The sequence below is a fragment of the Caballeronia udeis genome (assembly GCF_044909315.1).
Taxonomy (GTDB): Bacteria; Pseudomonadota; Gammaproteobacteria; order Burkholderiales; family Burkholderiaceae; genus Caballeronia; species Caballeronia udeis_A.
Map to the genome: position 1 here is coordinate 1 of NZ_JBIYEB010000058.1, position 26194 is coordinate 26194.

The window sequence follows — 26194 nt, forward strand, 5'->3', positions numbered from 1 at the left end:
TTGCGTCGTTTCTTTGTCGCTTTGGACAAAGAAATGACGCGCCGCCACGCGCAGTGGCTAACAGTGATAAAGAAAATAGCTCACTCAAGCAGACCACTAACACCGAAAGCACCAACCCGGCATAACCCCCGACCACCAACGCCAAAAACACCTCAAACCCAAACCCGAGTGCGAACGGAAGACCTCAGGCGACTGCATCAGCCGGCTGCAGCGTCAACAATGCAATCAGGCGCGCAATTTCTTCGCGCATCTTGCGGCGATCCACAATCATGTCGATCGCGCCCTTCTGGATCAGGAATTCTGAACGCTGGAACCCTTCCGGCAGCTTCTCGCGCACCGTTTGTTCAATCACGCGCGGCCCCGCAAAGCCGATCAGCGCCTTCGGTTCAGCTATCACCACGTCGCCCAGGAAGGCGAAACTGGCGGACACGCCACCCATGGTGGGATCGGTGAGAACGGAGATGAACGGCAGCTTGGCTTCAGCCAGCTTCGTGAGCATGGCCGTGGTCTTGGCCATCTGCATCAGCGAAAGCAGGCTTTCCTGCATCCGCGCGCCGCCCGACGCAGTGAAACAGATGAACGGCGTGCGCTGCTCCAGCGCGTTACGCGCGCCGCGGGCAAAACGTTCGCCGACTACCGAACCCATCGAGCCGCCCATGAACGAGAACTCGAAGCATGCGGTCACGACGGGAATAGTGTGGATCGCGCCGCCCATGACAACCATGGCGTCGGTTTCGTCCGTATCTTCCATCGCCTCTTTCAGGCGGTCCGGGTACTTCCGGCTGTCCTTGAACTTCAGGGCATCGACCGGCAAGATTTCCTGGCCGATTTCGTAACGGCCCTCCGGATCGAGCAACCCGTCAAGCCGTTCGCGCGCGCCAATCCGCATGTGATGGCTGCATTTCGGGCAAACATGCAGATTCGCCTCGACGTCATTGCGGTACAGCACCGCTTCGCAAGACGGGCACTTGATCCACAGCCCTTCCGGAATCCCCTTGCGGCTTTTCGGATCGGTTTGCTTGATCTTCGGCGGTAACAGTTTGTCGAGCCAGCTCATCGTATGTCCTTCCTGTTTTCGCGTGTTTTGCGGCCCGTTTGTCGAGGTTTGAACCCTCCGGGCCGCAGTAACGGGTTATTTTGCAGAATCGAGCGCAGAGCGAATGTCGGCGATAAAGCTCGTCAGCATCTGCGCCGCCTTCTCCGGCGGCGCTTCCTCGAGCAATTGCACGAGACGGCTGCCAATCACCACGGCATCCGATACATCGGCCACCAGCTTGGCCGACGCGGCGTCGCGGATACCGAAACCCACCCCCACTGGCAACGCGACATGCGCCTTGATGGCCGGGATTTTACTCGCGATGCTGGCCACGTCCAGATTTGCCGAACCGGTCACACCTTTCAGCGACACGTAATAGACGTACCCGCTCGCCACTTTGCCAACCGCCGCAATGCGTTCATCGGTCGATGTTGGCGCAAGCAGGAAGATCGGGTCGATGCCGGCGGCGCGCATCGATTCACTAAATTCGACCGACTCTTCCGGCGGGTAATCGACGACCAGGACGCCATCCACGCCCGCGTCCTTCGCCGCTTTGGCGAAGATTTCAGTGCCCATCCGTTCGATCGGATTCGCGTAGCCCATCAGGACCACCGGCGTGGTGGTGTTGGTCTCGCGGAAGCGTTTCACGTCGGCGAGCACGTGTTTCAGCGAGACGCCTTTGGTCAACGCGCGCTCGGACGAGCGCTGGATCACGGGACCATCGGCCATCGGATCGGAAAACGGCACGCCCAGTTCGATGACGTCCGCTCCACCCTTGGCGAGCGCGTGCATGAATTCAACGGTTTGCTCGGGGTTCGGGTCGCCGGCCGTGATGAACGGGATCAGACCTTTCTTGCCCTGCTCGGCCAACGCCGCAAATGTGCTTTTGATTCGGGACATGAGTTAATCTCTTTGCGCGAAATCCGCGCCTTTTAGCGTTTTTTTGGCAGCGACTTGGCAGATAGTTAAGCGGCGTTCGCCTGATCAACGGCAGCGTCCGTGGTTTCAGCCTTCGGTTCGACCCGGACTCCGACGGAACGCGTTTCCGCGACCCGCTTTTCGGCGATCGCGTGATAGTCGGCGTTGATCTCGTAGCCAATGAACTCGCGCCCATGACGCGCACAGGCAACCGCGGTGGTGCCGCTGCCCATGAACGGATCGAGCACGCGCCCACCGCGCGGACAACTCGCCAGCACCATGCGCTCGACGATCTCAAGCGGCTTTTGCGTAGGATGGTCGACACGCTCGGCGTGTTGCCTGTGCAGCCGCGACACCGACCATACGTCTTTCGGGTTGTAACCCAGCTCCAGCCACTTGCTGCCTTCGAACAATTTGCGCGAACGCGCTTTCTTCGTCACTGCGTCATAGGGGATGCGGATGGGATCGAGATCGAAGAAATAATCCTTCGATACCGCGAAATAACCGATGTTGTCGTGCACTGACGTGTATCTGCGCACCGTTCCACCCATGCTCGGCACCCGCCGGTCCCACACGATCTCGTTGACCATGGTGAGGCGGCGCTTGAGGAACACGAAGATCTCCGGCGCATATTGCCACGTGCAAAAAATGTAAAGCGAACCGCTTGGCTTGAGCTTCGGAATGGCCAGTTCAAGCCAGCCGTAGGTCCAGTCGAGGAAGGCACCACCCGAACGCATGTCCGAGTCGTTGCCGTAATCCTTGCCCAGGCCGTACGGCGGATCGGCCACGATCAGATCGATCGAGCCGTCCGGGAGGTTCGCTGCATCGGTCAAAAAATCGCGGTGATGCAAGTGGATGCCGCGCTCTACGTCGCCGTGGACCTCTCCAGCGGCAGCGCCGTGCGCACTTGCATGATCGATTTCATCGCGCATCGGTTGCGGGCTCAGAACGTGATGCCGGTGCGCTCGGCGACCGTATGCATGTCCTTGTCGCCACGGCCCGACAGATTGACCAGCAACAGCTTGTCCTTGGGCAATGTGGGCGCGAGCTTCGCGGCGTAAGCGAGTGCGTGGCTCGATTCCAGCGCGGGGATGATCCCTTCGATCCGGCAGCAATCGTGGAAACCCTTCAGCGCTTCTTCGTCGGTAATGCCCACGTACTCGGCACGGCCCGCGTCTTTCAGCCACGCGTGTTCCGGGCCGACGCCAGGATAGTCCAGCCCGGCCGACACCGAATGCGTCTCGATGATCTGGCCGTTCTCGTCCTGAAGAAGATAGGTACGATTGCCATGCAGAACGCCCGGACTTCCGCCGATCAGCGACGCCGCGTGACGCCCGGTGCTGATGCCATCGCCGGCCGCTTCCACGCCGATCAGCTTCACGTCTTTATCTTCGATATACGGATAAAAGATGCCCATCGCATTCGATCCGCCGCCAACGCATGCGATCACCGCATCCGGCTGGCGCCCGGTCATTTCGGGCATCTGGACCTTGCATTCATCGCCGATCACGCGCTGGAAGTCGCGGACCATCATGGGATAAGGATGCGGCCCCGCCACGGTGCCGATGATGTAGAACGTGTTCTCCACGTTCGTCACCCAGTCGCGCATGGCTTCGTTGAGCGCGTCTTTCAGCGTCTTGGAACCGGATTCGACCGGCACGACGGTCGCACCGAGCAGCTTCATGCGGTACACGTTCGCCGCTTGGCGCCGCACGTCTTCCGAGCCCATGTAGACCACGCATTCCATGCCGAAACGCGCGGCAATAGTCGCCGTGGCGACGCCGTGCTGTCCCGCGCCGGTTTCCGCGATCACGCGCGGCTTGCCCATCTTGCGAGCGAGCAGCGCCTGGCCAATCACGTTATTAACTTTGTGCGCGCCGGTGTGGTTCAGGTCTTCGCGCTTGAGGAAGACTTGCGCGCCGCCGAGCATCTCGCTCCAACGTTTGGCGTGATAAATGGGCGACGGACGGCCGACGTAGTGCTTCAGTTCGTATTCGTATTCCGCGATAAACGCCGGATCCTTGCTGCATTCAGCGTAGGCGTCGCGGAGTTCATCGAGTGCGTGAATAAGCGTTTCGGATACGAATGTGCCGCCATATGGGCCGAAATGACCCCGATCGTCTGGCAAGTTGTACATGTGTCACTCTCTCGGTACGTGGAAGCGTTGCGCTTGCCACGTTAATCATCCAGCGTCTGCTTCGCGCACCGCGCGTACAAACGCCGCCATTCGGGCGTGATCTTTCACGCCCTTCGCCCCCGCTACTTCGATGCCGCTGGAGACATCGACTGCGTAAGGGCGCACGCGCCGGATGGCGTCAAGGACGTTTTGCGCGTTCAACCCACCACTCAAAACGGCCCGATGCCCGAGATCTGTTGGGATAAGTGACCAATCGAATACCTTTCCACCGCCACCGTAGCCGTCGACGAGGGTGTCGAGGAGCAAACCGCTGGCTGCTGAATAATTAAGAGATGATTCTACCAAATCGCGTGCAATGGCATCAGGCCCTACCCGCACAGCGCGCCACCACGGCAAGCCGGCCACTTCAGCGAGCGCCGCGCACTGCGCCGGGGTTTCATCGCCGTGGAATTGCAGCAGGGACAAGCGCACGTTCGATGTCACCTCGCGAATCCATTCCGGCGTGGCGTTGACGAACAAACCGACCGCCGAGACGAGCGGCGGCACGTGCTCCGCCAGCTCGACCGCCTGCCCCACGCTGACCGAACGGGGACTTGGCGGATAGAACACAAAACCCACGGCATCCGCGCCGAGTGCAACAGCAGTATCGACGTCTTCCGTCTTCGACAAACCGCACAGCTTGATTCTCGTCCGGCGCAAATCGCTGCTCATACCGTTACTCATGCCTTGTCTCGTTTTTGTTGTCCTGCCAGACCGCGCTCCAGGGATAGCTCCCCAGACGCGGCGCGGGAACCGCGAACTCCTCAGGATAGCCGACCTCGGCCAAATACAGGCCGTCGGGCATGAAGGTAGGCGCCGCGCGTTTGCGGTCGCGCGCTTCCAGCAATTCCGCCATCCACGACGCAGGATGCTTGCCGCGGCCAATCGCGACGAAACACCCCATCAGGTTGCGCACCATATGGTGCAAAAACGCATTCGCCCGGAAGCGAAAGTGGATGAAATCGCCCTGCTCGACAATATCGATCTGATGCAGATATTTCACCGGCGTCTTCGCCTGGCATTCGGACGAGCGGAACGCGGTGAAATCGTGCTTGCCGATCAGGCAGGCAGCGGCTTCGCGCATTGCGTTGGCATCGAGCGGCGCGTAGCACCAGCCGGCGTGACCGGTGATCATCGGCGAGCGGACGGGGTGGACGTACAGCGCGTAATAATAGGTGCGCTCGAAGGCGCCGAAGCGGGCGTGAAAATCGTCGGGCATCGGTCGCGCCCACTGGACCGCGACGCTCTGCGGCAAGAACGCGTTCGTGCCGCGCACCCAGGCGAAATCGGTGCGCTCGAGTTCGGTATCAAAATGCACGACCTGGCCGAGCGCGTGCACGCCGGTGTCCGTGCGCCCCGCGACGACCGTCTGCACGCGCGTCTGCGTGAATTTCCCCAACGCGCGTTCGAGGACGTCCTGCACGGTCGGCACGTCCGATTGAGTCTGCCAGCCGCTGAACGCCGAACCGTCGTACTGGATGCCTAATGCAATACGTTTCACAGGCATCTCAGGACAGCGGCGCCAACGTCGATAACAGCGCGGCAGCGGATTGGCGCGTGGCCGGATCGTTCGATTCGATCACTTCCTGCAGCAACGTGCGCGCGCCGGATAAATCGCCGAGTTCGATGTATTCGACGGCCAGTTCGAGCTTGTTGCGGGCTATGGTCGAGATTTGCTCGGGCGTAAAGGCCGGCAGCGGCTCGGTCTGGCTCGAGGGCGAGTTGTAGTCGAAGTCGAGGCTCAACGGACCGAAACGCGATGCGCCAAGACCCGCTACCGATGCCGCGCCCGCCGTGCCGGATTCAATTTCCTCGCTCGCGGATGGCGGGGGCGTAGCCGGTTCAGGGTGGCGGCGCAGCTCGTTCTGGCGATCGAAGACAGCCGGGTCGGCGATCGGTTGCGGCGTGGCGGGCGCGGGGGTCAAGGGCGCTTCGTTTTGCGGGGCTGGTACAGCCGGGACAACGGGAGCCAGCGGCTGGACGTGGGCTTCGGACGGTACGGGAGGTGCTTCCTGGCGCGGCGGCAGGCCGAAATCGAGCGCGCTCAAGGCTTCGATAGCCTCTTGCGGGAATTTGGGCTGCGGGAAGCGGGAAGCTGGCGACGGTTCGTCGTCGTAGGAGGACGCGTCTTCCGCGTCGTTTCGCTGGTTGGTCGCTGATTCGTAGGTAGCCGACTCGGTCGACGTAGCGTGCTCTCCGCTTTCGTGCACGTTGGCGGCGCGCGCGGCTGCTTCTCGGGCCTCTGCTTCTCGGGCCTCTGCTTCTCGGGCCTCTGCTTCTCGGGCCTCTGCTTCTCGGGCTTCTGCTTCTCGGGCTTCTGCTTCTCGGGCGGCCGCTTCTCGGGCGGCGGCTTCTCGGGTGGCGGCTTCTCGGGCGGCCGCTTCCCGGGCTTCTGCTTCCCGGGCTTCTGCTTCCCGGGCTTCTGCTTCTCGGGCTTCTGCTTCTCGGGCTTCTGCTTCTCGGGCTTCTGCTTCTCGGGCTGCCGCTTCCCGGGCTTCTGCTTCCCGGGCTTCTGCTTCCCGGGCGGCCGCTTCTCGGGCGGCGGCTTCGCGAGCTTCTGCTTCGCGCGCTTCCGCTTCACGCGCCGCAACCTCACGCTCCTCAAGCTCACGCGCTGCCGCTTCCTGCGCTACGGCCTCGCGCGTCGCTTGTTCCAACGCCGCCGCCTCACGAAGCTCGTTTTCCCGAGCTTCCATTTCTACGCGCAGCGCTTCGGCGCGATCCGCCGCGGCCCGCTCCGCCGCCAATGCCGCCTCGATGGCACCCGGGCGCGGCGGCGTGAAATCGCGATGAAGTGCTGCAGGCGCGTCGGGCATGAACGGGGCGCGTTTAGCGCCCGCGTCGCGGAGGACCGGACTCGCCGCGTCCTGCGAGCGATTCTCCCCCAGCGTGACTCGCGCGCCGTCGGCATCGTCGTCTATTTCATTGCTCTTGGCCGGAGGAAACGGCTTGTCCTCGGTCGGGGTATCGAAGGACTGCGCGGCATCGTAGTTTTCCATGCTCGCGGCCACTACGTTCAGCTCGCTTTGGCCGCGCTGAACCGATGCACCGTCGAGATCCGCAGCGCCCGTGGGCGCTTGTGTCCGGTTCGCCGATTCATCGCTAGCGGGTACAACGGTTGTCTCAGGCGGTTTTGCTACTACCGGCGGTTCTTGCGGCGCTTGTTCATCTGTGGTCACCACAGCCGCGGCGCTTGCGGCGCGGCGTCGCTTACCACGGCGCATCACCAGCAGCAGCAAGCCGATCACCACGACAGCCCCGACGAGCCAGCCAATCGGCCCGTTCGCAGAGATGGCCGTAGAACCCGCTGCTGACGGCGCGCTTACCGGTGCAACAGTCGCCGCCGGTGCGCTCGACGCGCTCAACGCCGGCGCCGCTGCCGATGCGGACACCACTTCGCTCGCGCTTACAGCCTCGCTCGTACTCGCTGCAGGCTGAGCTTCCGATGTCGGTAACGCCTCGCTCGATGCGTTCGGCGCAACCGTAGCGATAGCACCACTCGCCGCCGCGGCTCCGCTCGCCGCGCCTACAGCATTCGACGCCCCCTCGGCCGGCGCGGCAGCCCCCACGGAACCACTAGCTTCAACCGCCGGCGACGATGCCACCGCAGGCGCAGAAGCTCCAGACGCAGAGGCAGCCACCCCCAAGCCCTCGACCACCGGCACGTTCAACACCGATCCGAGTTTCAAGCGGCTTGGGTCATGCCCCATGAACGCGTTGGGATTCGCGTCGAAGAGCGCGCGTGCCATCTTTTCGCGCGTGGCGCGGTCATTCGAGCCGGTGATCTGGGAAGCAATATCGCTTAGCGATTGCCCCGGTTTCACGCTGTACTGCGTTATGGTGCCCGCCGCCGACGCAGCCGCTGGCGCCGAGGCCTCCAAAGCGGCTGATGCGGCTGATGCGCTGCTGGCCTGGGCGATGGCATCGGAGGAAGCGAACGTCCCGAGCAGCACACTCGCGACACTTGCCGCGACCAGCGCCGCACGCCGCGAGCGGCTGAGGAAGCGAGGCTGTGAATGAAGCGGCCGACTCGGACGAACGATCATTGATACTCCAGGCGAGTGGACAGCGAACAAGAAACCAACAAAACGGGGTAACACCCAAAACTGGCCGCAAAACGACAAAGCGCCGCGCAAGCGCGACGCTTCGTTGAACTACTGCGCGTCGTGGCGCGTAGTTTACTTTACTTGTCCAGCAGGATGCGCAGCATCCGGCGCAGCGGTTCTGCCGCGCCCCACAGCAACTGGTCGCCGACCGTGAACGCCGAGAGGTATTCGCCGCCCATGGCAAGCTTGCGCAAGCGGCCGACCGGCACCGTCAGTGAACCCGTGACCACCGCCGGCGACAAATCGCGCATGGACGCTTCGCGTTCGTTCGGGACAACCTTCACCCAATCATTCGCCGACGCCAAAATGCCGTGCAATTCGTCCAGCGGCACGTCCTTCCTGAGCTTGATGGTCAGCGCCTGCGAGTGGCAGCGCATGGCGCCAATCCGCACACACAAGCCATCTACAGGAACCGAACCCGGCTCGCCCATGGCGGCCAATCCGAGAATCTTGTTGGTTTCCGCGCCGCCCTTCCATTCTTCCTTCGACATGCCGTTGCCGAGATCCTTGTCGATCCACGGAATCAGCGAGCCGGCCAGCGGCACGCCGAAGTTATCGACCGGCATACGCTCGCCGGACATGGCCGCCTGCACGCGCTTGTCGATATCCAGAATAGCCGACGACGGGTCCGCCAGATCTTCCTTGGCCGCGCCGTAGAGCACGCCCATTTGCTGCAGCAGTTCGCGCATGTTCTGCGCGCCCGCGCCGGAAGCCGCCTGATACGTCATGGCGGTCGTCCATTCGACCAGGTTCTGATTAAACAGGCCGCCCAGCGCCATCAGCATCAGGCTGACCGTGCAGTTCCCGCCGATGAAATTCCGGCCGCCCTTGACCAGCGAGTCCTTGATGACGTGCAGGTTCACCGGGTCGAGGATGATGACCGCGTCGTCCTTCATGCGCAGCGAGGAAGCCGCATCAATCCAGTAACCCTTCCAGCCGGCCGCGCGCAGTTTCGGGAACACCTCGTTGGTGTAATCGCCACCCTGGCACGTAATGATGACGTCGCACTTTTTCAGGTCGTCGATGCTTGTCGCATCCTTGAGTTTCGTCTCGTTTTTCGCGAACGACGGCGCATTGCCGCCCGCATTGCTGGTGCTGAAAAACACCGGTTCGATCAGGTCGAAATCGCCTTCCTGCTGCATGCGTTGCATCAGGACGCTGCCGACCATGCCGCGCCAACCAACGAGACCTACGTTCATGACTAACCTTTTTTGTGGACATTTCCCCGCTTGGGCCAGACCCTCCGCCGGCGTGACCGCGCGGGGAAGATGAGCGGGCACGACAGGCGATCAGCGGAACGTGATCGTTTTGAGGGAAATGGTTTTCGTAATGCGTTTGGACAGCGCAACCGTACCGGCAAGCGTGTTCAAAAGCGTAATGGCGAGACGAGTCGTGCGGGCACCTGAGCTAAAACCGCCGCATGAAGTCGAGTCCAGAGAGATTGAAGAGATCTTCGCCATAACAAAAGAGTCTACACGATAACCCGCATATTCGTCCCTGCACACGAGCGTTCCACGCCGTTTTGACGTGTTTCGTGCGCTAAAAGCGACGAATCGAGATGAAATATCGCGATCGGCGGCATCCGGCAAAGACGTCCGCTGTGAGAGGCTTTTCCACCGGAATTTTTCGCCGCACGTGTGGCCAAGTTGTCCGATGAAAAAGCCCGTTGCCAGATTTAAAGCGCCGCGATCACCGCGTCGCCCATTTCCTTCGTGCCGACCGTACGGCCGTCCGGCGTCGCGATGTCGCCGGTACGCAGACCCTGCGCGAGCACCTTCTTCACCGCCGTTTCGATCCGGTCAGCCTGCTCAGCCTTGCCCAGCGAGTAACGCAGCATCATGGCGGCAGAGAGGATGGTCGCCAGCGGATTCGCCACGCCCTTGCCCGCGATATCCGGCGCCGAACCATGCGACGGCTCGTACAAGCCCTTGTTGTTTTTATCGAGCGAGGCGGACGGCAGCATGCCGATGGAACCCGTCAGCATGGCGGCTTCGTCGGAAAGAATGTCGCCGAACATGTTGCCGGTCACCACCACGTCGAACGCCTTCGGCGCCTTCACCAACTGCATGGCCGCGTTGTCCACGTACATGTGCGACAACTCGACGTCCGGATATTCCTTCGATACATCGATCATCACGTCGCGCCAGAATTGCGACGTTTCCAGCACGTTGGCTTTATCGACGCTCGTCAGCTTCTTCGCGCGCTTTTGGGCGGCCTGAAACGCCACGTGTGCAATCCGGCGCACTTCCGGCTCCGAATAACGCATGGTGTCGAAGCCTTCCTTCGCGCCTTCGAACAAGCCGTCCGGCGATGAACGCACGCCGCGCGGCTGGCCGAAATAGATATCGCCATTCAGTTCGCGGATGATCAGGATATCCAGCCCCGCCACAATCTCCGGCTTCAGCGACGATGCTGCCGTCAATTGCGGATAACAAATGGCCGGGCGGAAGTTCGCGAACAATTGCAGGTGCTTGCGCAGACCCAGGATGGCCTGCTCCGGACGCAGTGCACGTTCGAGCGAATCGTATTTCCAGTCGCCCACGGCGCCGAACAGGATTGCGTCCGATGCTTTGGCCAGCGCGAGCGTTGCTTCCGGCAGCGGATGGCCGCTCGCCTCGTAGCCCGCGCCGCCGACCGGCGCCTCTTCGAGCTCGAACTTTTCGTCGAGCGCGTTCAGGACCTTGACGGCTTCCTTGATGATCTCCGGACCGATTCCATCGCCGGGCAGCACTGCAATCTTCATGGTGTTTCCTTCCTTTTCTTGTTAATCCGAGCCTGTTCGTACTTACGCGTACTTCTTCGCACTTAGCCGACGAGGCGGTTATTCAGCCACGGCTGCTTCGTGAGACGCTCGTTTTCGAACTGACGGATCTTGTCGGCGTGACGCAGCGTGAGCGCGATGTCGTCGAAACCGTTCAGCAGGCAGAACTTGCGGAAGCCCGGCACTTCGAACGGGTATGCCGTGCCGTCGCCGGTCAGCACCAACTGGCGTTCCAGATCGACCGTCAGCTTGAAGCCGTTGAACGCGTAGGTTTCGTTGAACAACTTGTCGACCTGGCTTTCGGTCAGGACGATCGGCAGCAGGCCATTCTTGAAGCAGTTGTTATAGAAGATGTCCGCAAAGCTTGGCGCAATGATCGCGCGGAAACCGTACTGGTCCAGCGCCCACGGCGCGTGCTCGCGCGAGCTGCCGCAGCCGAAATTCTTGCGCGTCAGCAGGATTGACGCGCCCTGGTAGCGCGGCTGGTTCAGCACGAAATCCGGATTCAGCGGCCGGTTCGAGTTGTCCTGGCCCGGTTGGCCGACATCGAGATAACGCCATTCGTCGAACGCGTTCGGGCCGAAACCCGTGCGCTTGATCGACTTCAGGAACTGCTTCGGAATGATCGCGTCCGTGTCCACATTGTCGCGATCGAGCGGCGCCACGAGCCCGCTATGTACGATGAATTTTTCCATGATGCTTTACCGGTTTGCGGTTTGGTTAGCTTGACCGTTCTTTGGAGCCGCTTACTTGTCGGCCGCGTTGCTGATCGAGTTGCCGAGGTGATGCAGATCCTCGCCAAAGCCGTGGACCGTATTGCAGCCCGCGACGCCGGCAACGACAGCGATGAACCCCAGCACAATAAGGACGCGCTTCATGTCAGTTCGCGGATATCGACGAAATGACCTTCGATAGCAGCAGCAGCAGCCATCGCCGGGCTTACCAGGTGCGTCCGGCCGCCTGCGCCCTGACGCCCTTCGAAGTTCCGGTTCGACGTGGAGGCGCAGCGCTCGCCCGGCTCCAGCCGGTCGGCGTTCATGGCAAGGCACATCGAGCAACCGGGTTCGCGCCACTGGAAGCCCGCGTCGAGGAACACTTTGTCGAGCCCTTCGCGTTCCGCCTGTGCCTTCACGAGACCGGAACCCGGCACGACCATGGCCAGCCGGATGTTCGACGCCACGCGGCGGCCCAACGTCTTCACCACATACGCAGCAGCCCGCAAGTCTTCGATCCGAGCATTCGTGCACGAGCCGATGAAAATCTTGTCCGGCTTGATCGATTGCATGGGCGTGTTGGGTTCGAGCGCCATGTACTTCAGCGCGCGTTCGATCGCGTCGCGCTTGACCGGGTCCTTTTCGCGTTCGGGATCCGGCACGCGGCCGTCAATGGACGTCACCATTTCCGGCGACGTGCCCCACGTCACTTGCGGCACGATTTCAGCGGCGTTCAGCTCCACCACGCGGTCAAACTTCGCGCCGGGATCAGACGTGAAGGTGCGCCAATAGGTGGCTGCCTGCTCGAATTCCGCACCATGCGGCGAGTACGGGCGATCTTTCAGGTAGTTGATGGTCGTGTCATCGACTGCAACCATCCCGGCCCGGGCGCCCGCTTCGATAGCCATGTTGCAGACCGTCATGCGGCCTTCCATGGACAGCGCCCGGATGGTCGAGCCGCCAAACTCGATGGCGTAGCCATTGCCGCCCGCCGTCCCGATCTTGCCGATGATGGCCAGCACGATGTCCTTCGCGGTGCAGCCGCGCGGCAACGGTCCTTCGACCTTGACGAGCAGGTTCTTGCTCTTCTTTTGCAGCAGGGTCTGCGTGGCGAGCACGTGCTCGACTTCCGACGTACCAATACCATGAGCCAGGGCGCCGAACGCGCCGTGCGTGGAAGTATGCGAGTCGCCGCAAACGATGGTCATGCCCGGCAGCGTGGCGCCCTGTTCCGGCCCGATGATGTGCACGATGCCCTGGCGCAGGTCGTTCATCTTGAACTGCGTGATGCCGTAGGCGTCGCAATTGTCGTCGAGCGTGTCCACCTGCAGCTTCGAGATCGGATCCTCGATGCCGTGCGAACGGTCGGTCGTCGGCACGTTGTGATCCGACACCGCCAGGTTTGCACTGATCCGCCATACCGGCCGTTCGGCCAGTTTCAGGCCCTCGAACGCTTGCGGGCTGGTCACTTCGTGGAGCAAATGACGGTCGATGTAGAGGATGGACGTACCGTCTTCCTCGGTGTGGATCACATGCGAGTTCCACAACTTGTCGTACAGGGTCTGGGCCATGGTCTTTTCAGGTGTTGTGACTGCGGGGATGTTTTTTGGTTTGATGATTATGCCACGCAGGATAGGGCATTGCGCTAGTCAACCAAGAAAAAACTGATATAAAACAGTAAGTTAGGGTAGTAGTGGAGCTACCTGTATGGGGAGTACCGGGATGGGCTGTTCAACGGGAATGCAGAAAAGAATTAGCCGTTTAGCCGCGCTGCTGGTCTGTTAAGGAAGCGAATCAGGAGAAGTCGGCTGGGAGGAATAAACGGCCTGACGAAGGAGCCTCGAATTCGATATCGGCGGCGTCTGGAGCAGCCAACTGCTCGATAATGCTCACGTCAGAGGCATCAGCATCCGAAGGACACTCATCGATGGGCGGCGAGAGAAGGGCCGGACGGCCGCGATCTGCGAATCCCCGGGCAGCGCTAACCGTTCGTATTGCTTTATCTTTGTGTAGATCTGTCACAGCCGGGGTTCTCACTGACTTCGCCCAGGGGGCGAGCCTCAGGACATAAAAAAGAGGGAAGGCGCGGACTGCACCTATACCCCGTCTGATGTATCAACAATCCCCTTCAAACACTTGCTTACAAAGCCCGCCCCACGATCAACGGATCAACCGTTCCAATCGCGCGAACGTCCCGGTTCGCATACGGCAACTTGTGCAGGATATGGCGCATCGCATTGAGCCGCGCTCGCTTCTTGCAGTCCGAGCGGACCACCGCCCACGGAGAATCGGCAGTATCCGTTTGTGCGAACATCGCTTCCTTCGCGTCCGTGTATTCGTTCCACTTGTCCAGCGACGCAAGATCCACCGGACTGAGCTTCCACTGCTTGAGCGGATGAATCTCGCGCTCCTTGAAACGCCTGTGCTGTTCTTCCTGGCTCACCGAAAACCAAAACTTGACGACGTGCATGCCGCTTCGAACGAGTTGCCGTTCGAACTCGGGAACCTGCTGCATGAAGTCGTTGTATTCATGTTCCGAACAAAAACCCATCACGCGTTCCACGCCCGCACGGTTGTACCAGGAGCGGTCGAACAGCACGATTTCGCCCGATGTCGGCAAGTGTTGGACGTATCGTTGGAAGTACCATTGGCCGCGCTCGGACTCAGTCGGCCTTTCGAGCGCGACGACTCGTGCGCCGCGCGGATTCATATGCTCCATGAAGCGTTTGATCGCACCACCCTTGCCCGCTGCGTCTCGCCCTTCGAACATGATCACCAGACGCTGGCCGGTCTCGCGCACCCACGCCTGCAACTTCAGCAATTCGACCTGCAACGCATACTTCTGCTTTTCGTACGCGTGACGCGACATCAGGTTCCGATACGGATACCCGCCCTCACGCCAGTTACGCGCCAGTTCGTTGTCGGGATGTTTTGAAGCGCGAGCATGCCAAAGCGCCGGATCGCCTTCCAGCATGACGCTGCGCAGAGCCGTGGATTCATCGGGGGAAAGACCGCTCATCAATGTCTTGATGGCGTCCATCAGTGTGGCCGGGTCCTGCGCAGTGCTCGCCGACAACACGTGCTGCAGGGTGCTCGAAATTTGCTCGTTGGCGGCCTGGACAGCCCGGCCGGTTTCATCGATCTGTGCAGCGCGCGGAGTGCCAGTCTCCAGAACGTCGCCACGAGCGACGCTTCGCACGGCTGAATGGCGAGCATCGGATTTATCGTTCTGTGAACTCAAAGTCTGTTCCTTATTACTTAAGCGCCCCGCTCTCTCAGGCTTGCACGAGGCGCTGCCTGGTTATGCCGGCGTTGCGGCCTTCTTCAAGACGACATAGAGCTTGTCCTTCAAAAGCAACTTTTCCTTCTTGAGCGTTTCGACGGTTCGACCGTCCGCGGGCAACGGACCACCCTCCATGTTCTTGATCTCATGATCCAGTTCGTTGTGACGCTGAAACAGTCGGGCGAAGTGGGCATCTTCAGTTTTGAGCATGGAAATCAGATCGCGAAATTCTGGAAACATCGGTAGCACCTCTTGCAGTTTGCGAGCGAGCCCGCAGGGTCAGTAAGCCTTGATATCTTGGCATTACTACACAAGTCACATGTTGATATGGCTCGTGTCTGCGCGAGTTTTGGCTTGGGCAGGTGGTGTTGGGGACGAGCGCGATGAACGAAGGGGCGGGGAAATAACCAGACCCAGAAATGCAAAAAGCCCCGGCAAACACCCGCCGGGGCTTACTTCAAACCACTATTCAATGCACCTTACCGCTTATCAATCGCCTTCGCTTCACGCGGCGTTTCACCAATAAACAATTGACGCGGACGGCCAATCTTCTGTTCCGGATCAGCGATCATTTCGTTCCACTGTGCAATCCAGCCCACCGTACGCGCCATTGCAAACACGCACGTAAACATGGCCGTCGGAATGCCCAGTGCGCGCTGAACAATACCCGAATAGAAGTCCACGTTCGGATACAGCTTACGCGACACAAAGTACTCGTCTTCCAGCGCAATCTTTTCCAGCGCCATGGCCAGCTTGAACAACGGGTCATCATGCAGACCGAGTTCTTCAAGCACTTCATGACACGTTTCACGCATCAGCTTCGCGCGCGGATCGTAGTTCTTATAAACGCGATGCCCGAAGCCCATCAGCTTCACGCCCGAATTCTTGTCCTTGACCTGTTTGATGAACTCGGGAATGTTGTCGACAGAGCCGATCTCTTCCAGCATGTTCAGCGCGGCTTCATTCGCACCACCATGCGCCGGGCCCCAAAGACAAGCAATCCCAGCAGCAATACAAGCAAACGGATTCGCACCCGACGACCCGGCCAGACGCACGGTCGACGTGGACGCATTCTGCTCATGGTCCGCATGCAGGATCAAAATCCGATCCAGCGCGCGCACAAGCACGTCGTTGACCTTGTACTCTTCGCACGGGTTCGAGAACATCATGTGCATGAAGTTCGCGCTGTACGACAAATCGTTCTTCGGATAAACGAACGGCTGGCCGATCGTGAACTTGTACGCCATCGCCACCAGCGTGGGCAGCTTCGCGATCATGCGAATAGCCGACACTTCACGATGGCGCGGGTCATTGATATTCAGCGAATCATGATAGAACGCCGACAGTGCACCGACAGCCGCCACGAGCACCGCCATCGGGTGTGCGTCGCGACGGAAACCGCGGTAGAAGAAATGCATCTGCTCGTGAACCATCGTGTGCTTCGTGACGGTTTCAACGAAGTCAGCTTTCTGCTGGACCGTCGGCAGATCGCCGTGCAACAGCGCGTAGCAGGTCTCCATGAAGTCAGCCTTGACCGCGAGTTCCTCAATCGGATACCCGCGATACAGCAACTCGCCCTTGTCGCCGTCGATGTACGTAATTGCGGAATTGCACGCCGCCGTCGACATGAAGCCCGGATCGTACGTGAACTTGCCGGTCTGGCCGTACAGCTTGCGGATGTCGATTACGTCCGGGCCCAGGGTGCCCTTGTAGATCGGCATTTCAACGCTCGGCGAGTTGTCGCTGAACGATAGCGTGGCTTTAACATCTGACGGGGTCATAGCACATCCTCAATCGAAGTATGGAAACAGGTTTTCGATAATTCGCACGACACTTGCACGACCGCATGGGCTGGCTCAGTGAATTAACTCAGGCAGAGCGCAGCATCTCCAGCACGCGGGTCATATCCGGCGAGGCCAGTTCGCCATCCGGTTCCTTGCGTGCCAGCAGCAAGTCCATCAGGTCGTTGTCGCTCAGTTCCAGCAGTTGCGTCAGCACACCAACGTCCGCGTCACTGAGGTCATGCTCATATCGGCTGAAAAAACGCTCGAAGATCAGATCGTTTTCCAGCAGACCGCGCCGGGCGCGCCAGCGAAGGCGCGCCCGGCGTAGAGGGTCGGACTGATGCCCGGAGTCATTCATGACACAAGTCCTTCTCAGACAGCGCGGCGCACCATCAATTCTTTAATCTTGCCAATGGCCTTCGTCGGATTCAGTCCCTTCGGGCACACATCGACGCAATTCATGATCGTATGGCAACGGAACAGACGGTACGGATCTTCCAGGTTGTCGAGACGTTCACCTGTCGCTTCGTCACGGCTGTCCGCAATGAATCGATAGGCTTGCAACAAGCCCGCCGGACCCACGAACTTGTCCGGGTTCCACCAAAAGCTCGGGCATGAAGTCGAGCAGCTAGCACAAAGAATGCACTCGTACAGGCCGTCGAGTTCGTCGCGTTCTTCCGGCGTTTGCAGACGCTCTTTTTCCGGCGGCGGCGTGTCGTTGATCAGGTACGGCTTGATCGAGTGATACTGGTTGAAAAACTGCGTGAAATCGCAAATCAGGTCACGCACGACGGGCAGGCCCGGCAGCGGACGCAGCACGATCTTCTGCGGCAGGTCATTCATGTTCTGCAAGCAGGCCAGACCGTTCTTGCCGTTGATGTTCATGGCGTCCGAACCGCACACGCCCTCACGGCACGAACGGCGGAACGACAGCGTTTCGTCGACCGACTTCAGCTTCAGCAGCGCGTCCAGCAACATGCGCTCATGCGAGTCGATCTCGATCTCGTATGTCTGCATGCGGGGCGCCGCGTCCTTGTCCGGATCGTAGCGGTAGATTTCAAAAGTACGCTTTGCCATTTCGATTCCTTTGCCTTAGAAGGTACGCGCTTTCGGCGGCACCGATTCGACCGTCAGCGGCGTCATGTGCACCGGCTTGTAGTCGAGCTTGTCGCCTTCGCTGAACCACAGCGTGTGCTTCATCCAGTTGTCGTCGTCGCGATGTTCGAAGTCGCTGTGCGCATGCGCGCCGCGGCTTTCCTTGCGCGCTTCGGCCGAGATCATGGTGGCACGCGCCACTTCGATCAGGTTCGCCAGTTCCAGCGCTTCGACCTTCGCGGTGTTGAACACCTTCGACTTGTCCTTCAGGTGCACATGCTTCACGCGCTCGGACAATTCCTTGACCTTGTCCACCCCTTCCGCCAGCAGCTTCGACGTGCGGAACACGCCGGCATGCGCCTGCATGGTCGAACGGATGTCGCCCGCGATCGATTGCGTGTATTCGCCCGACGACGACTTCTCCAGCACGGCGAGGCGTTCAAGCGCGGCGTCGGCGGCATCGGCCGGCAGCGGCTTGTGTTCCTTCATTTCCAGCGCATGCTTAATGATGTGGTTGCCGGCCGCGCGGCCGAACACCACCAGGTCCAGCAGCGAATTCGTACCAAGACGGTTCGCGCCGTGCACCGACACGCACGAGCATTCGCCGACCGCGTAGAAACCGTTGACCGGCTCTTCGTAGCCACCCTTCAGCGTGCCCACGACCTGGCCGTGAATGTTCGTAGGAATACCGCCCATCTGGTAATGGATGGTCGGCACGACCGGGATCGGTTCCTTGATGCAGTCCACGTTCGCGAATTTCATCGCGATCTCGCGGATCGACGGCAGCCGCTTCATGATGGTCTCGGCGCCGATATGCGACAGGTCCAGCAAGACGTGGTCCTTGTTCGGACCCACACCGCGGCCTTCCTTGATTTCCTGGTCCATCGAGCGCGAAACGAAGTCGCGTGGCGCCAGATCCTTCAGCGTCGGCGCGTAGCGTTCCATGAAGCGCTCGCCGTCCGAATTGCGCAGGATCCCGCCTTCGCCACGCACGCCTTCGGTAATCAGCACGCCCGCACCGGCCACGCCGGTCGGGTGGAATTGCCAGAATTCCATGTCCTGCAAAGCGATGCCCGAACGGGCCGCCATGCCAAGTCCGTCGCCGGTATTGATGAACGCGTTGGTCGATGCCGCGAAGATCCGGCCCGCGCCGCCCGTGGCGAACAACGTGGTCTTGCCTTCGAGAATGTGGACGTCGCCGGTTTCCATTTCCATGGCTGTCACGCCGAGCACGTCGCCGTCGGCGTCGCGGATCAGATCCAGCGCCATCCATTCAACGAAGAAGTGCGTCTTGGCTGCGACGTTCTGCTGGTACAGCGTGTGCAGCAATGCATGGCCGGTACGGTCGGCGGCGGCGCAAGCGCGCTGCACCGGCTTTTCACCGTAGTTGGCCGTGTGGCCGCCGAACGGACGCTGATAGATCGTGCCGTCCGCGTTACGGTCGAACGGCATGCCCATGTGTTCGAGTTCGTAGACGGCGCCGGGCGCTTCACGGCACATGAATTCGATCGCATCCTGGTCGCCGAGCCAGTCGGAGCCCTTGATGGTGTCGTAGAAGTGGTAATGCCAGTTGTCTTCGCTCATGTTGCCGAGCGATGCACCAATACCGCCTTGGGCCGCAACGGTGTGCGAGCGCGTGGGGAACACCTTCGACAGCACCGCGACCGACAAGCCAGCGCGGGCGAGTTGCAGCGACGCGCGCATGCCCGAACCACCTGCACCCACGATCACGACGTCGAAACGGCGACGCGGCAGGGACGTTTTAATTGCAGCCATTCTTTACACTCTCCAGAGAATCTGTGCCGCGTAGCCGACGCATCCGACCAGCCAGAGGATTGTTAGTGCCTGCAGGAACAGGCGCAGCCCCATGGGCTTGACGTAGTCCATCCAGATGTCGCGAATGCCGACCCACGCGTGATAAAAGAGCGAAAGCAAGGCCACGAAGGTGGCGAGCTTCATCCATTGCATGGCGAAAATGGATGCCCAGCCGTCGTACGAAAAATCACGCGCGCCGAAAAACCAGAACAGCAGGACCAGCGTGTACAGGGCCATCACGACGGCGGTAATGCGTTGCGCCAGCCAGTCGCGCAAACCGTAGTGCGCGCCAACGACGAGGCGCTTGGGACCAATTCGGTTGTTGTTGTTCGCTGCCATTCTCAGAAGGCTCCAAAGAGTTTAAGCGCAACGACGATTGTCAGCAGAGATGACACCACGAGCACGACGATGGAGGTCTGCTTGCCGCCTTCCTTGCTCACTGCGCGATGGGTATCGAGCAGCAGGAAGCGGATGCCGGCGCAGAAGTGGAACAGGAAGGACCACGAAAGCACGAGGACGACGATCTTGACGAGGGGATTGGCGAGAAAGCCCTTGAAGGTGTCGAAACTGATCTCCGACGTCAGGCTTTGGTCCAGCAGATAGAGCAGAAACGGCAGCGATACGAATAGAAGCAGACCACTGATGCGGTGAAGAATCGACACCTTTCCCGCTAGTGGCAAGCGGTAGGTTGCTAGCTGAGCAATTCCGATATTCCGGTACTCAGGTCTTGGTTTTTTTACGGCTTCAGCCATGCTAGACCCCAACTTTGTTATCACACTAGTCCGCGATTTTAGCGCCTTTTTATATCGCGCTGCAGCGAAATGCCGCGCAAGAGGCTATTGCAAATCGCGTGAGAAAGGCTTTACGGCACCCCTTGGGTTCGCCGCCAAGCCGTCCACGTCCCGTTCAACTCAAATCGTTTTGATAGTAATAGCCGTTCGTGACATACCACCCGCGCCGCACTTCCACCGGCCGGTCGCCATACGTGTACGACACCCGCTCCACCGACAACAGCGGTGACCCGATTGCCACGCCAAGCAGTTCAGCGACTGCGTCGTCCGCTCCCACCGCCCTGATTTTCTCCGATGCCCGGATCATGCGCGTCCCGAATTCCGCTTCGAACATTGCATAAAGCGGGCCTTTGTAATCCGCCAGGCGCTCAGCCGTCAGCCCGCGGAAAACCGCGCCGGGTAACCAGATTTCGTCGAAGACGGTGGTTTCGCCGTCGAACTGCAGCAAGCGTTTGATACACACGACCGGGTCGGCCGGCTTCAGGTCCAGCTGGCGAGCGATCTCGGCGGGTGCGCGCAAACGGCGGCACTCCAGCAGCCGGCTCACGTGAGGATGAAGGTCGCCGTCTTCCGGCAGCAGCCGGAGAAAGCGGAACTGTACGCGATCTTCGTTGTGCGTTGCAACAAATGTGCCCTTGCCCTGACGGCGCACGAGCAGGTTGTCGGCAGCAAGTTCGTCGATGGCTTTGCGCACCGTTCCCTGGCTTACCTTGTAGCGGGCAGCCAGTTCGACTTCGCTGGGGATCATTTCGCCGGGCTTCCATTCGCCCGATTCAAGCCCTTGGGTAATCAGGGCCTTGATCTGCTGGTATAGCGGGCTGAACGTTGGTGACGAAGCGGGCACGACTTCCGTCGCGCCGGCCGCGCCGGGAAGGTTCGTGGTGCTCGCTGGGTTCGAATTCATGCGCGCATTTCATCATAAAGCGCCAAGTCGCGTCTAGCGTTTTCCCGGGTATTCCTATGTCTTATATAAGACATATGATACGGTTGACTTTGACCTGATCGAATCCTACACTCCTTGGCGAGCAAGGGTTTGCGGGATGCTGCGCGTTTCATGCGGCTCACCCGGTGCGTCGGCCGGTCAACGCTGGCTACCCGAACGCCGCGAGAACTCCCTACCGCTCACCGCTTCAAGCCGAACCGCTTTCGTGTTCGCTGCCGCTGCCAGTGCCCCGCCCTTGCAACGCCCGCGCGCCCTCGAAAACGCGACGCATGAGGCACGAGCCGTTAGGCGGCGCTGAACCGGCAGGATCCAGTGCAAAATCCCATGCTCGCCTTGCCAGATTTCCAGCACGAGGGTTGGGCTGCGATTGCCGGCATGCTACCGGAAAGACAATGACAATCTCGCTTCAGGCGCGACGCCATTGGGTTTTCAGGGCGGCCCGCGCAGTTCGATTCACTTGCTTCATCAACGCTTCGCGTAACGCGCCTAAAATGGCGTTTTCCCCTAGCGTTTCACGCACCGTTCAGGAGTGTTCTCAATGGCTAAGTCCGCAAAGCGCGTTGCCGTCACCGGCGCCGCAGGTCAAATCGGTTACTCGTTGCTGTTCCGCATCGCCAATGGCGACCTGCTGGGCAAGGATCAGCCGGTCATCCTTCAGTTGCTCGACCTGCCGCAGGCGCAAGGCGCCGTCAAGGGCGTAGTCATGGAATTGGAAGACTGCGCGTTCCCGCTGCTGGCCGGCGTGGTCGTGACCGACGACCCGAAGGCCGCATTCAAGGACGCCGACGTCGCGTTGCTGGTCGGCGCCCGTCCCCGTTCGAAGGGCATGGAGCGTAAGGACCTGCTGTCCGCCAACGCCGAGATCTTCACGGTGCAAGGCAAGGCGCTCAATGAAGTGGCAAGCCGCGACGTGAAGGTGCTCGTGGTCGGCAACCCGGCCAACACGAACGCCTACATCGCCATGAAGTCGGCGCCGGATCTGCCAAAGAAGAACTTCACGGCCATGCTGCGCCTCGACCACAACCGTGCGCTGTCGCAACTGGCGTCGAAGTCGGGCAAGCCGGTCGCGTCGATCGAAAAGCTGGCTGTGTGGGGCAACCACTCGCCGACCATGTACCCGGATTTCCGTTTCGCCACCGTGGATGGCCAGTCGTTGACCAAGCTGATCAACGACGACGAATGGAACCGCAACACGTTCATCCCGACCGTCGGCAAGCGCGGCGCGGCGATCATTGAAGCGCGTGGCCTGTCGTCGGCAGCGTCGGCAGCCAACGCGGCTATCGACCACGTGCGCGACTGGGTGCTCGGCACGAACGGCAAGTGGGTCACCATGGGCATTCCGTCTGATGGTTCGTACGAAATCCCGGAAGACATCATCTACGGCGTTCCAGTGACGTGCGAAAACGGCGAATACAAGCGCGTGGAAGGCCTGGAAATCGACGCGTTCTCGCGCGAGAAGATGACCGGCACGCTGAACGAATTGCTCGAAGAGCGTGATGGCGTTGCGCATCTGCTGGGCAATTAAGCGGGTCTAGCAGTCCTTGCGTTTTACGCGAGCGCCCGGCAGCCAAGGCCGGCGCTCGCTGCTGATTCGAGTGCGTTTGGTGTTTGACGTTTGACATAACGTCCGAACCCACCCGAATCCGCGGTTTCCACCCTCTTTACATGCAACCCGACGCCGACGATGCGCGCTCTCACCCCCGCCGAAGTCCTGTTTGAAGGCGACGTTCCACCCGCTGTGATGCCCCCTTGCGATCACTATGCAGGCAGCGAAAAGCTGATCAGGAAGTCGCTCGCCCTGCAGGCGCAACTCGGCCCGGTGTTCGACGTCACGCTCGATTGCGAGGACGGCGCGCAAGTCGGTCAGGAGGCCTCGCACGCGGAACTGGTGGCATCGTTTCTCGGCAGCGATGAAGACCGCTTCGGCCGCGTCGGCGTGCGGATTCACGACTTCCAGAACCGCGCATGGCGCGATGACGTGCGCATCATTTTGCGCGCCGCCAAAAAGGCTCCCGCCTATGTCACGCTGCCCAAGATTCACAGCGTCTTCGATGCCGCAGAGATGGTCGCGTTTGTCGAAGCGTCGCGGTGCGAGTTCGGGATCAAGCACGCCATCCCCTGTCACCTGCTGATCGAGACGCATGGCGCGCTGGCCGAGGTCTTCGAACTCGCCGCGCTGCCGGGCGTTGAAGCGCTCAGTTTCGGGCTGATGGATTTTGTGTCGGCGCATAACGGCGCCATTCCCGATACCGCGATGCGCTCGCCGGGCCAGTTCGATCATCCGCTCGTGCGGCGCGCGAAACTCGAGATCGCGGCAGCGTGCCATGCGCACGGCAAGGTGGCGTCGCATAACGTCTCCACGGAAGTGCGCGACATGAGCGTGGTCGCAAACGACGCCCAGCGTGCCCGCAACGAGTTCGGCTATACGCGCATGTGGAGCATCCACCCGGATCAGATCCAGCCGATCGTCGATGCCTTCCTGCCGCGCAGCGATGAAATCGTGGCGGCCACGGAGATTTTGCTGAAGGCGCAAGCCGCGCAGTGGGGGCCGACGCGGTATCAGGACACGCTGCACGATCGCGCAAGCTATCGGTATTACTGGTCGGTGCTGCGCCGCGCGAAAGCATCGGCCCAGGCGCTGCCCGAAGGCGCGGAGACGCTTTTTTCACAAGACAAGTAACGCGTTCTACATATCAGGAGACTGGGTCGAATGAGCGATACGTTAGAGAAAGAAGCACCCGCCACCGGCGGCTTCAAGCCGAAGAAATCCGTCGCGCTGTCAGGCGTGACGGCAGGCAATACCGCGCTGTGCACCGTCGGCAAAACGGGCAATGACTTGCACTATCGTGGCTATGACATCCTCGATATTGCCGGGACCTCCGAGTTCGAGGAGATCGCGTATCTGCTCGTGCATGGCAAGCTGCCCACCGTTGCCGAACTCAAGACCTACAAGGCCAAGCTCAAGGGTCTGCGTGGCCTTCCCGCGAACCTGAAAGCCGCGCTCGAATGGATTCCCGCATCCGCTCACCCGATGGATGTGATGCGCACCGGCGTCTCCGTGCTCGGCACCGTATTGCCCGAGAAGGAAGACCACAACATCTCCGGCGCCAAGGATATTGCCGACCGCCTGATGGCCTCACTCGGCTCGATTCTGCTGTACTGGTACCACTATTCTCATAACGGCCGGCGCATTGAGACCGAGACCGATGACGATTCCATCGGCGGGCACTTCCTGCATTTGCTGCATGGCAAAGAGCCCTCGAAGTCGTGGGTCGATGCCATGCACGCGTCGCTGATCCTGTACGCGGAGCATGAGTTCAACGCATCGACGTTCACCTGCCGCGTGATCGCCGGCACGGGCTCGGACATGTACTCGGCCATCACCGGCGGCATTGGCGCGTTGCGCGGCCCGAAGCATGGCGGTGCGAATGAAGCTGCGTTCGACATTCAATCGCGCTATCAGACGCCCGACGAAGCGGAAGCCGATATTCGCCGTCGCGTGGACGCGAAGGAAGTCGTGATTGGCTTCGGCCATCCGGTGTACACGATCTCCGACCCGCGCAACAAGGTGATCAAGGAAATCGCGAAGAAACTGGCGAAGGAAGCAGGCGACACGAAGCTCTACGACATCGCCGAGCGCCTTGAAACAACCATGTGGGACGCGAAGAAGATGTTCCCGAACCTGGACTGGTTCAGCGCGGTGTCGTACCACGCGATGGGCGTACCCACGGCCATGTTCACGCCGCTGTTCGTGATCTCGCGGACCTCGGGCTGGAGCGCTCACATCATTGAACAACGTATCGACAACAAGATCATCCGGCCGAGCGCAAATTACACCGGACCCGAAAATCTGAAGTTCCAATCTATAAATAAGCGAAAATAGCGCGCTGCGTGTGCCGGATAGCCTGAATCGGCGCACGTGCTTTCGCAAAACGGGCCAATGCAGCCGGTCATTTCACCCGAGAACTGGCCCTGCAAACGCCCCGATTGAACATTTAAACGAAATTTAGAAAGGCTGTCATTGATGAATAAACTCCTGATCGCAAGCGTTGTCGGCGCCCTGTCACTGTCGGGCATGCTCGCCAGCACGAGCGTACTGGCCGCAGATGCCACGACCACCACCCCGGCCAAGTCGACAACGGCCAAGAAGGCAGTGGCAAAGCGCCCCGCGCCGGCACGCCGCCTGATCAAGCGTAAACCCGCCGCAGAAGCCAAGGCTGCAGCAAAAGTGGACCCGATCCCGGACGGCGCAACGAAATGGTCGTGTAACGAAGGCCTGGCCTTCTACCTGAAAGGCGACATGAAGCGTGACCAGGTTGTCACCGTGAACTGGGCCAAGAAGGACTATCAACTGCCGCGCGAAACCACCACCACCGGCGCGGATCGTTTCCACGATGCAGCATCCGGCATGGACCTGGTCGTGATCCCGACCAAGGCCATGTTGTTCTCGGACAAGGACTCGTCGCGTCTCGCCGACGAATGCAAGACGGATGAAATGGCTGCAGCAGGCGCGCCGGCACCCACGCAATCCAACGCGCTGATCAAGAACGTCAAGTAAGTTTTTACCAGAGGCTTTTCGATGTCCGCACCGATTTCCAATGTCCGGCCCGAGCCGGATCGAGTATTAGTCGATATCGTCGACTATGTCCTCAACTTTCAAGTAGACAGTACGCTCGCACTCGACACCGCGCGCAACTGCCTGATCGACACGCTCGGCTGCGGACTCGAAGCACTGACTTATCCGGCATGCACCAAGCTGATGGGACCCATCGT

At 60.5% G+C, this 26194-nt stretch carries 26 protein-coding genes; 5 read left to right on the plus strand and 21 right to left on the minus strand.

The window, feature by feature from the left end; all coding sequences use genetic code 11:
* Positions 1–184: 184 nt before the first annotated feature.
* The 21 genes from accD to ABH944_RS43265 form a co-directional block, all read right to left on the minus strand.
* A complete protein-coding gene (gene accD, locus ABH944_RS43165; protein ID WP_062086303.1) occupies positions 185–1057 on the minus strand; it encodes an acetyl-CoA carboxylase, carboxyltransferase subunit beta in 873 nt (290 codons plus the stop codon).
* Positions 1058–1132: 75 nt separating this feature from the next.
* Positions 1133–1936: a tryptophan synthase subunit alpha gene (gene trpA, locus ABH944_RS43170; RefSeq protein ID WP_404615396.1), complete on the minus strand. Its 804-nt coding sequence runs from the start codon at positions 1934–1936 to the stop codon at positions 1133–1135.
* Between the two features lie 65 nt (positions 1937–2001).
* Positions 2002–2886 carry a DNA-methyltransferase gene (locus tag ABH944_RS43175; RefSeq protein WP_404615398.1) on the minus strand — a complete coding sequence of 295 codons (885 nt, stop codon included), beginning with the start codon at positions 2884–2886 and terminating at the stop codon, positions 2002–2004.
* 11 nt (positions 2887–2897) lie between these two features.
* Positions 2898–4091, minus strand: a complete 1194-nt coding sequence (trpB, locus tag ABH944_RS43180) for a tryptophan synthase subunit beta (protein ID WP_404615400.1) — start codon at positions 4089–4091, stop codon at positions 2898–2900.
* Between the two features lie 45 nt (positions 4092–4136).
* A complete protein-coding gene (locus ABH944_RS43185) occupies positions 4137–4814 on the minus strand; it encodes a phosphoribosylanthranilate isomerase (RefSeq protein ID WP_404615402.1) in 678 nt (225 codons plus the stop codon).
* Positions 4807–5631, minus strand: coding sequence for a tRNA pseudouridine(38-40) synthase TruA (truA, locus tag ABH944_RS43190; protein ID WP_404615404.1), 825 nt, complete (start codon positions 5629–5631; stop codon positions 4807–4809). The genes ABH944_RS43185 and truA overlap by 8 nt, the downstream gene beginning before the upstream one ends.
* Positions 5632–5638: 7 nt before the next feature.
* Positions 5639–8176: a FimV/HubP family polar landmark protein gene (locus ABH944_RS43195; protein ID WP_404615406.1), complete on the minus strand. Its 2538-nt coding sequence runs from the start codon at positions 8174–8176 to the stop codon at positions 5639–5641.
* Positions 8177–8313: 137 nt separating this feature from the next.
* Entirely contained in the window at positions 8314–9435 is a 1122-nt protein-coding gene (asd, locus tag ABH944_RS43200) for an aspartate-semialdehyde dehydrogenase (RefSeq protein WP_404615408.1), read from the minus strand.
* A gap of 476 nt (positions 9436–9911) precedes the next feature.
* Entirely contained in the window at positions 9912–10979 is a 1068-nt protein-coding gene (gene leuB / locus ABH944_RS43205; protein WP_404615410.1) for a 3-isopropylmalate dehydrogenase, read from the minus strand.
* A 62-nt stretch (positions 10980–11041) separates the two neighbouring features.
* Positions 11042–11692, minus strand: a complete 651-nt coding sequence (leuD, locus tag ABH944_RS43210) for a 3-isopropylmalate dehydratase small subunit (RefSeq protein ID WP_062086323.1) — start codon at positions 11690–11692, stop codon at positions 11042–11044.
* A 51-nt stretch (positions 11693–11743) separates the two neighbouring features.
* On the minus strand, positions 11744–11875 hold the full coding sequence (locus tag ABH944_RS43215) for an entericidin A/B family lipoprotein (RefSeq protein WP_062086325.1): 132 nt from the start codon (positions 11873–11875) through the stop codon (positions 11744–11746).
* Entirely contained in the window at positions 11872–13281 is a 1410-nt protein-coding gene (leuC, locus tag ABH944_RS43220; protein ID WP_404615413.1) for a 3-isopropylmalate dehydratase large subunit, read from the minus strand. Before leuC ends, ABH944_RS43215 begins: the two co-directional genes overlap by 4 nt.
* 569 nt (positions 13282–13850) lie before the next feature.
* On the minus strand, positions 13851–14951 hold the full coding sequence (ppk2, locus tag ABH944_RS43225) for a polyphosphate kinase 2 (protein ID WP_404615415.1): 1101 nt from the start codon (positions 14949–14951) through the stop codon (positions 13851–13853).
* Positions 14952–15011: 60 nt separating this feature from the next.
* On the minus strand, positions 15012–15233 hold the full coding sequence (locus tag ABH944_RS43230) for an HP1242/YdcH family protein (protein ID WP_404615417.1): 222 nt from the start codon (positions 15231–15233) through the stop codon (positions 15012–15014).
* Between the two features lie 239 nt (positions 15234–15472).
* Entirely contained in the window at positions 15473–16774 is a 1302-nt protein-coding gene (gene gltA / locus ABH944_RS43235) for a citrate synthase (protein ID WP_062086333.1), read from the minus strand.
* An 88-nt stretch (positions 16775–16862) separates the two neighbouring features.
* Positions 16863–17135 (minus strand): FAD assembly factor SdhE, encoded by a 273-nt coding sequence (locus tag ABH944_RS43240; protein ID WP_062086335.1) that lies wholly within the window; start codon positions 17133–17135, stop codon positions 16863–16865.
* A 14-nt stretch (positions 17136–17149) separates the two neighbouring features.
* Positions 17150–17854 (minus strand): succinate dehydrogenase iron-sulfur subunit, encoded by a 705-nt coding sequence (locus ABH944_RS43245; protein WP_031362534.1) that lies wholly within the window; start codon positions 17852–17854, stop codon positions 17150–17152.
* A gap of 15 nt (positions 17855–17869) precedes the next feature.
* A complete protein-coding gene (gene sdhA, locus ABH944_RS43250) occupies positions 17870–19648 on the minus strand; it encodes a succinate dehydrogenase flavoprotein subunit (protein ID WP_062086336.1) in 1779 nt (592 codons plus the stop codon).
* Between the two features lie 3 nt (positions 19649–19651).
* Entirely contained in the window at positions 19652–20026 is a 375-nt protein-coding gene (sdhD, locus tag ABH944_RS43255; RefSeq protein WP_062086338.1) for a succinate dehydrogenase, hydrophobic membrane anchor protein, read from the minus strand.
* A 2-nt stretch (positions 20027–20028) separates the two neighbouring features.
* Entirely contained in the window at positions 20029–20439 is a 411-nt protein-coding gene (gene sdhC / locus ABH944_RS43260) for a succinate dehydrogenase, cytochrome b556 subunit (RefSeq protein ID WP_404615421.1), read from the minus strand.
* A 154-nt stretch (positions 20440–20593) separates the two neighbouring features.
* Entirely contained in the window at positions 20594–21382 is a 789-nt protein-coding gene (locus ABH944_RS43265; protein WP_097269065.1) for a GntR family transcriptional regulator, read from the minus strand.
* A gap of 577 nt (positions 21383–21959) precedes the next feature.
* Here ABH944_RS43265 and ABH944_RS43270 point away from each other — a divergent pair.
* From ABH944_RS43270 to ABH944_RS43290, 5 genes are all read left to right on the plus strand, one after another.
* Positions 21960–22946, plus strand: a complete 987-nt coding sequence (locus ABH944_RS43270) for a malate dehydrogenase (protein ID WP_404615424.1) — start codon at positions 21960–21962, stop codon at positions 22944–22946.
* Between the two features lie 159 nt (positions 22947–23105).
* Positions 23106–24101, plus strand: coding sequence for an HpcH/HpaI aldolase/citrate lyase family protein (locus ABH944_RS43275; protein ID WP_404615426.1), 996 nt, complete (start codon positions 23106–23108; stop codon positions 24099–24101).
* A gap of 30 nt (positions 24102–24131) precedes the next feature.
* Positions 24132–25304 (plus strand): bifunctional 2-methylcitrate synthase/citrate synthase, encoded by a 1173-nt coding sequence (gene prpC / locus ABH944_RS43280; RefSeq protein WP_097269060.1) that lies wholly within the window; start codon positions 24132–24134, stop codon positions 25302–25304.
* 141 nt (positions 25305–25445) lie between these two features.
* On the plus strand, positions 25446–25979 hold the full coding sequence (locus tag ABH944_RS43285) for a hypothetical protein (protein WP_404615838.1): 534 nt from the start codon (positions 25446–25448) through the stop codon (positions 25977–25979).
* A gap of 21 nt (positions 25980–26000) precedes the next feature.
* The coding region (locus tag ABH944_RS43290) for an MmgE/PrpD family protein (RefSeq protein WP_404615840.1) at positions 26001–26194 on the plus strand (194 nt) is incomplete at its 3' end.

Coding starts and splice junctions, on each gene's coding strand:
- accD (WP_062086303.1), bottom strand. CDS start 1,057: ATGAGCTGGCTCGACAAACTGTTACCGCCGAAGATCAAGCAAACCGAT.
- trpA (WP_404615396.1), bottom strand. CDS start 1,936: ATGTCCCGAATCAAAAGCACATTTGCGGCGTTGGCCGAGCAGGGCAAG.
- ABH944_RS43175 (WP_404615398.1), bottom strand. CDS start 2,886: ATGCGCGATGAAATCGATCATGCAAGTGCGCACGGCGCTGCCGCTGGA.
- trpB (WP_404615400.1), bottom strand. CDS start 4,091: ATGTACAACTTGCCAGACGATCGGGGTCATTTCGGCCCATATGGCGGC.
- ABH944_RS43185 (WP_404615402.1), bottom strand. CDS start 4,814: ATGAGTAACGGTATGAGCAGCGATTTGCGCCGGACGAGAATCAAGCTG.
- ABH944_RS43195 (WP_404615406.1), bottom strand. CDS start 8,176: ATGATCGTTCGTCCGAGTCGGCCGCTTCATTCACAGCCTCGCTTCCTC.
- asd (WP_404615408.1), bottom strand. CDS start 9,435: ATGAACGTAGGTCTCGTTGGTTGGCGCGGCATGGTCGGCAGCGTCCTG.
- leuB (WP_404615410.1), bottom strand. CDS start 10,979: ATGAAGATTGCAGTGCTGCCCGGCGATGGAATCGGTCCGGAGATCATC.
- leuD (WP_062086323.1), bottom strand. CDS start 11,692: ATGGAAAAATTCATCGTACATAGCGGGCTCGTGGCGCCGCTCGATCGC.
- ABH944_RS43215 (WP_062086325.1), bottom strand. CDS start 11,875: ATGAAGCGCGTCCTTATTGTGCTGGGGTTCATCGCTGTCGTTGCCGGC.
- leuC (WP_404615413.1), bottom strand. CDS start 13,281: ATGGCCCAGACCCTGTACGACAAGTTGTGGAACTCGCATGTGATCCAC.
- ABH944_RS43230 (WP_404615417.1), bottom strand. CDS start 15,233: ATGTTTCCAGAATTTCGCGATCTGATTTCCATGCTCAAAACTGAAGAT.
- gltA (WP_062086333.1), bottom strand. CDS start 16,774: ATGACCCCGTCAGATGTTAAAGCCACGCTATCGTTCAGCGACAACTCG.
- ABH944_RS43240 (WP_062086335.1), bottom strand. CDS start 17,135: ATGAATGACTCCGGGCATCAGTCCGACCCTCTACGCCGGGCGCGCCTT.
- ABH944_RS43245 (WP_031362534.1), bottom strand. CDS start 17,854: ATGGCAAAGCGTACTTTTGAAATCTACCGCTACGATCCGGACAAGGAC.
- sdhA (WP_062086336.1), bottom strand. CDS start 19,648: ATGGCTGCAATTAAAACGTCCCTGCCGCGTCGCCGTTTCGACGTCGTG.
- sdhD (WP_062086338.1), bottom strand. CDS start 20,026: ATGGCAGCGAACAACAACAACCGAATTGGTCCCAAGCGCCTCGTCGTT.
- sdhC (WP_404615421.1), bottom strand. CDS start 20,439: ATGGCTGAAGCCGTAAAAAAACCAAGACCTGAGTACCGGAATATCGGA.
- ABH944_RS43265 (WP_097269065.1), bottom strand. CDS start 21,382: ATGAATTCGAACCCAGCGAGCACCACGAACCTTCCCGGCGCGGCCGGC.
- ABH944_RS43270 (WP_404615424.1), top strand. CDS start 21,960: ATGGCTAAGTCCGCAAAGCGCGTTGCCGTCACCGGCGCCGCAGGTCAA.
- ABH944_RS43275 (WP_404615426.1), top strand. CDS start 23,106: ATGCGCGCTCTCACCCCCGCCGAAGTCCTGTTTGAAGGCGACGTTCCA.
- prpC (WP_097269060.1), top strand. CDS start 24,132: ATGAGCGATACGTTAGAGAAAGAAGCACCCGCCACCGGCGGCTTCAAG.
- ABH944_RS43285 (WP_404615838.1), top strand. CDS start 25,446: ATGAATAAACTCCTGATCGCAAGCGTTGTCGGCGCCCTGTCACTGTCG.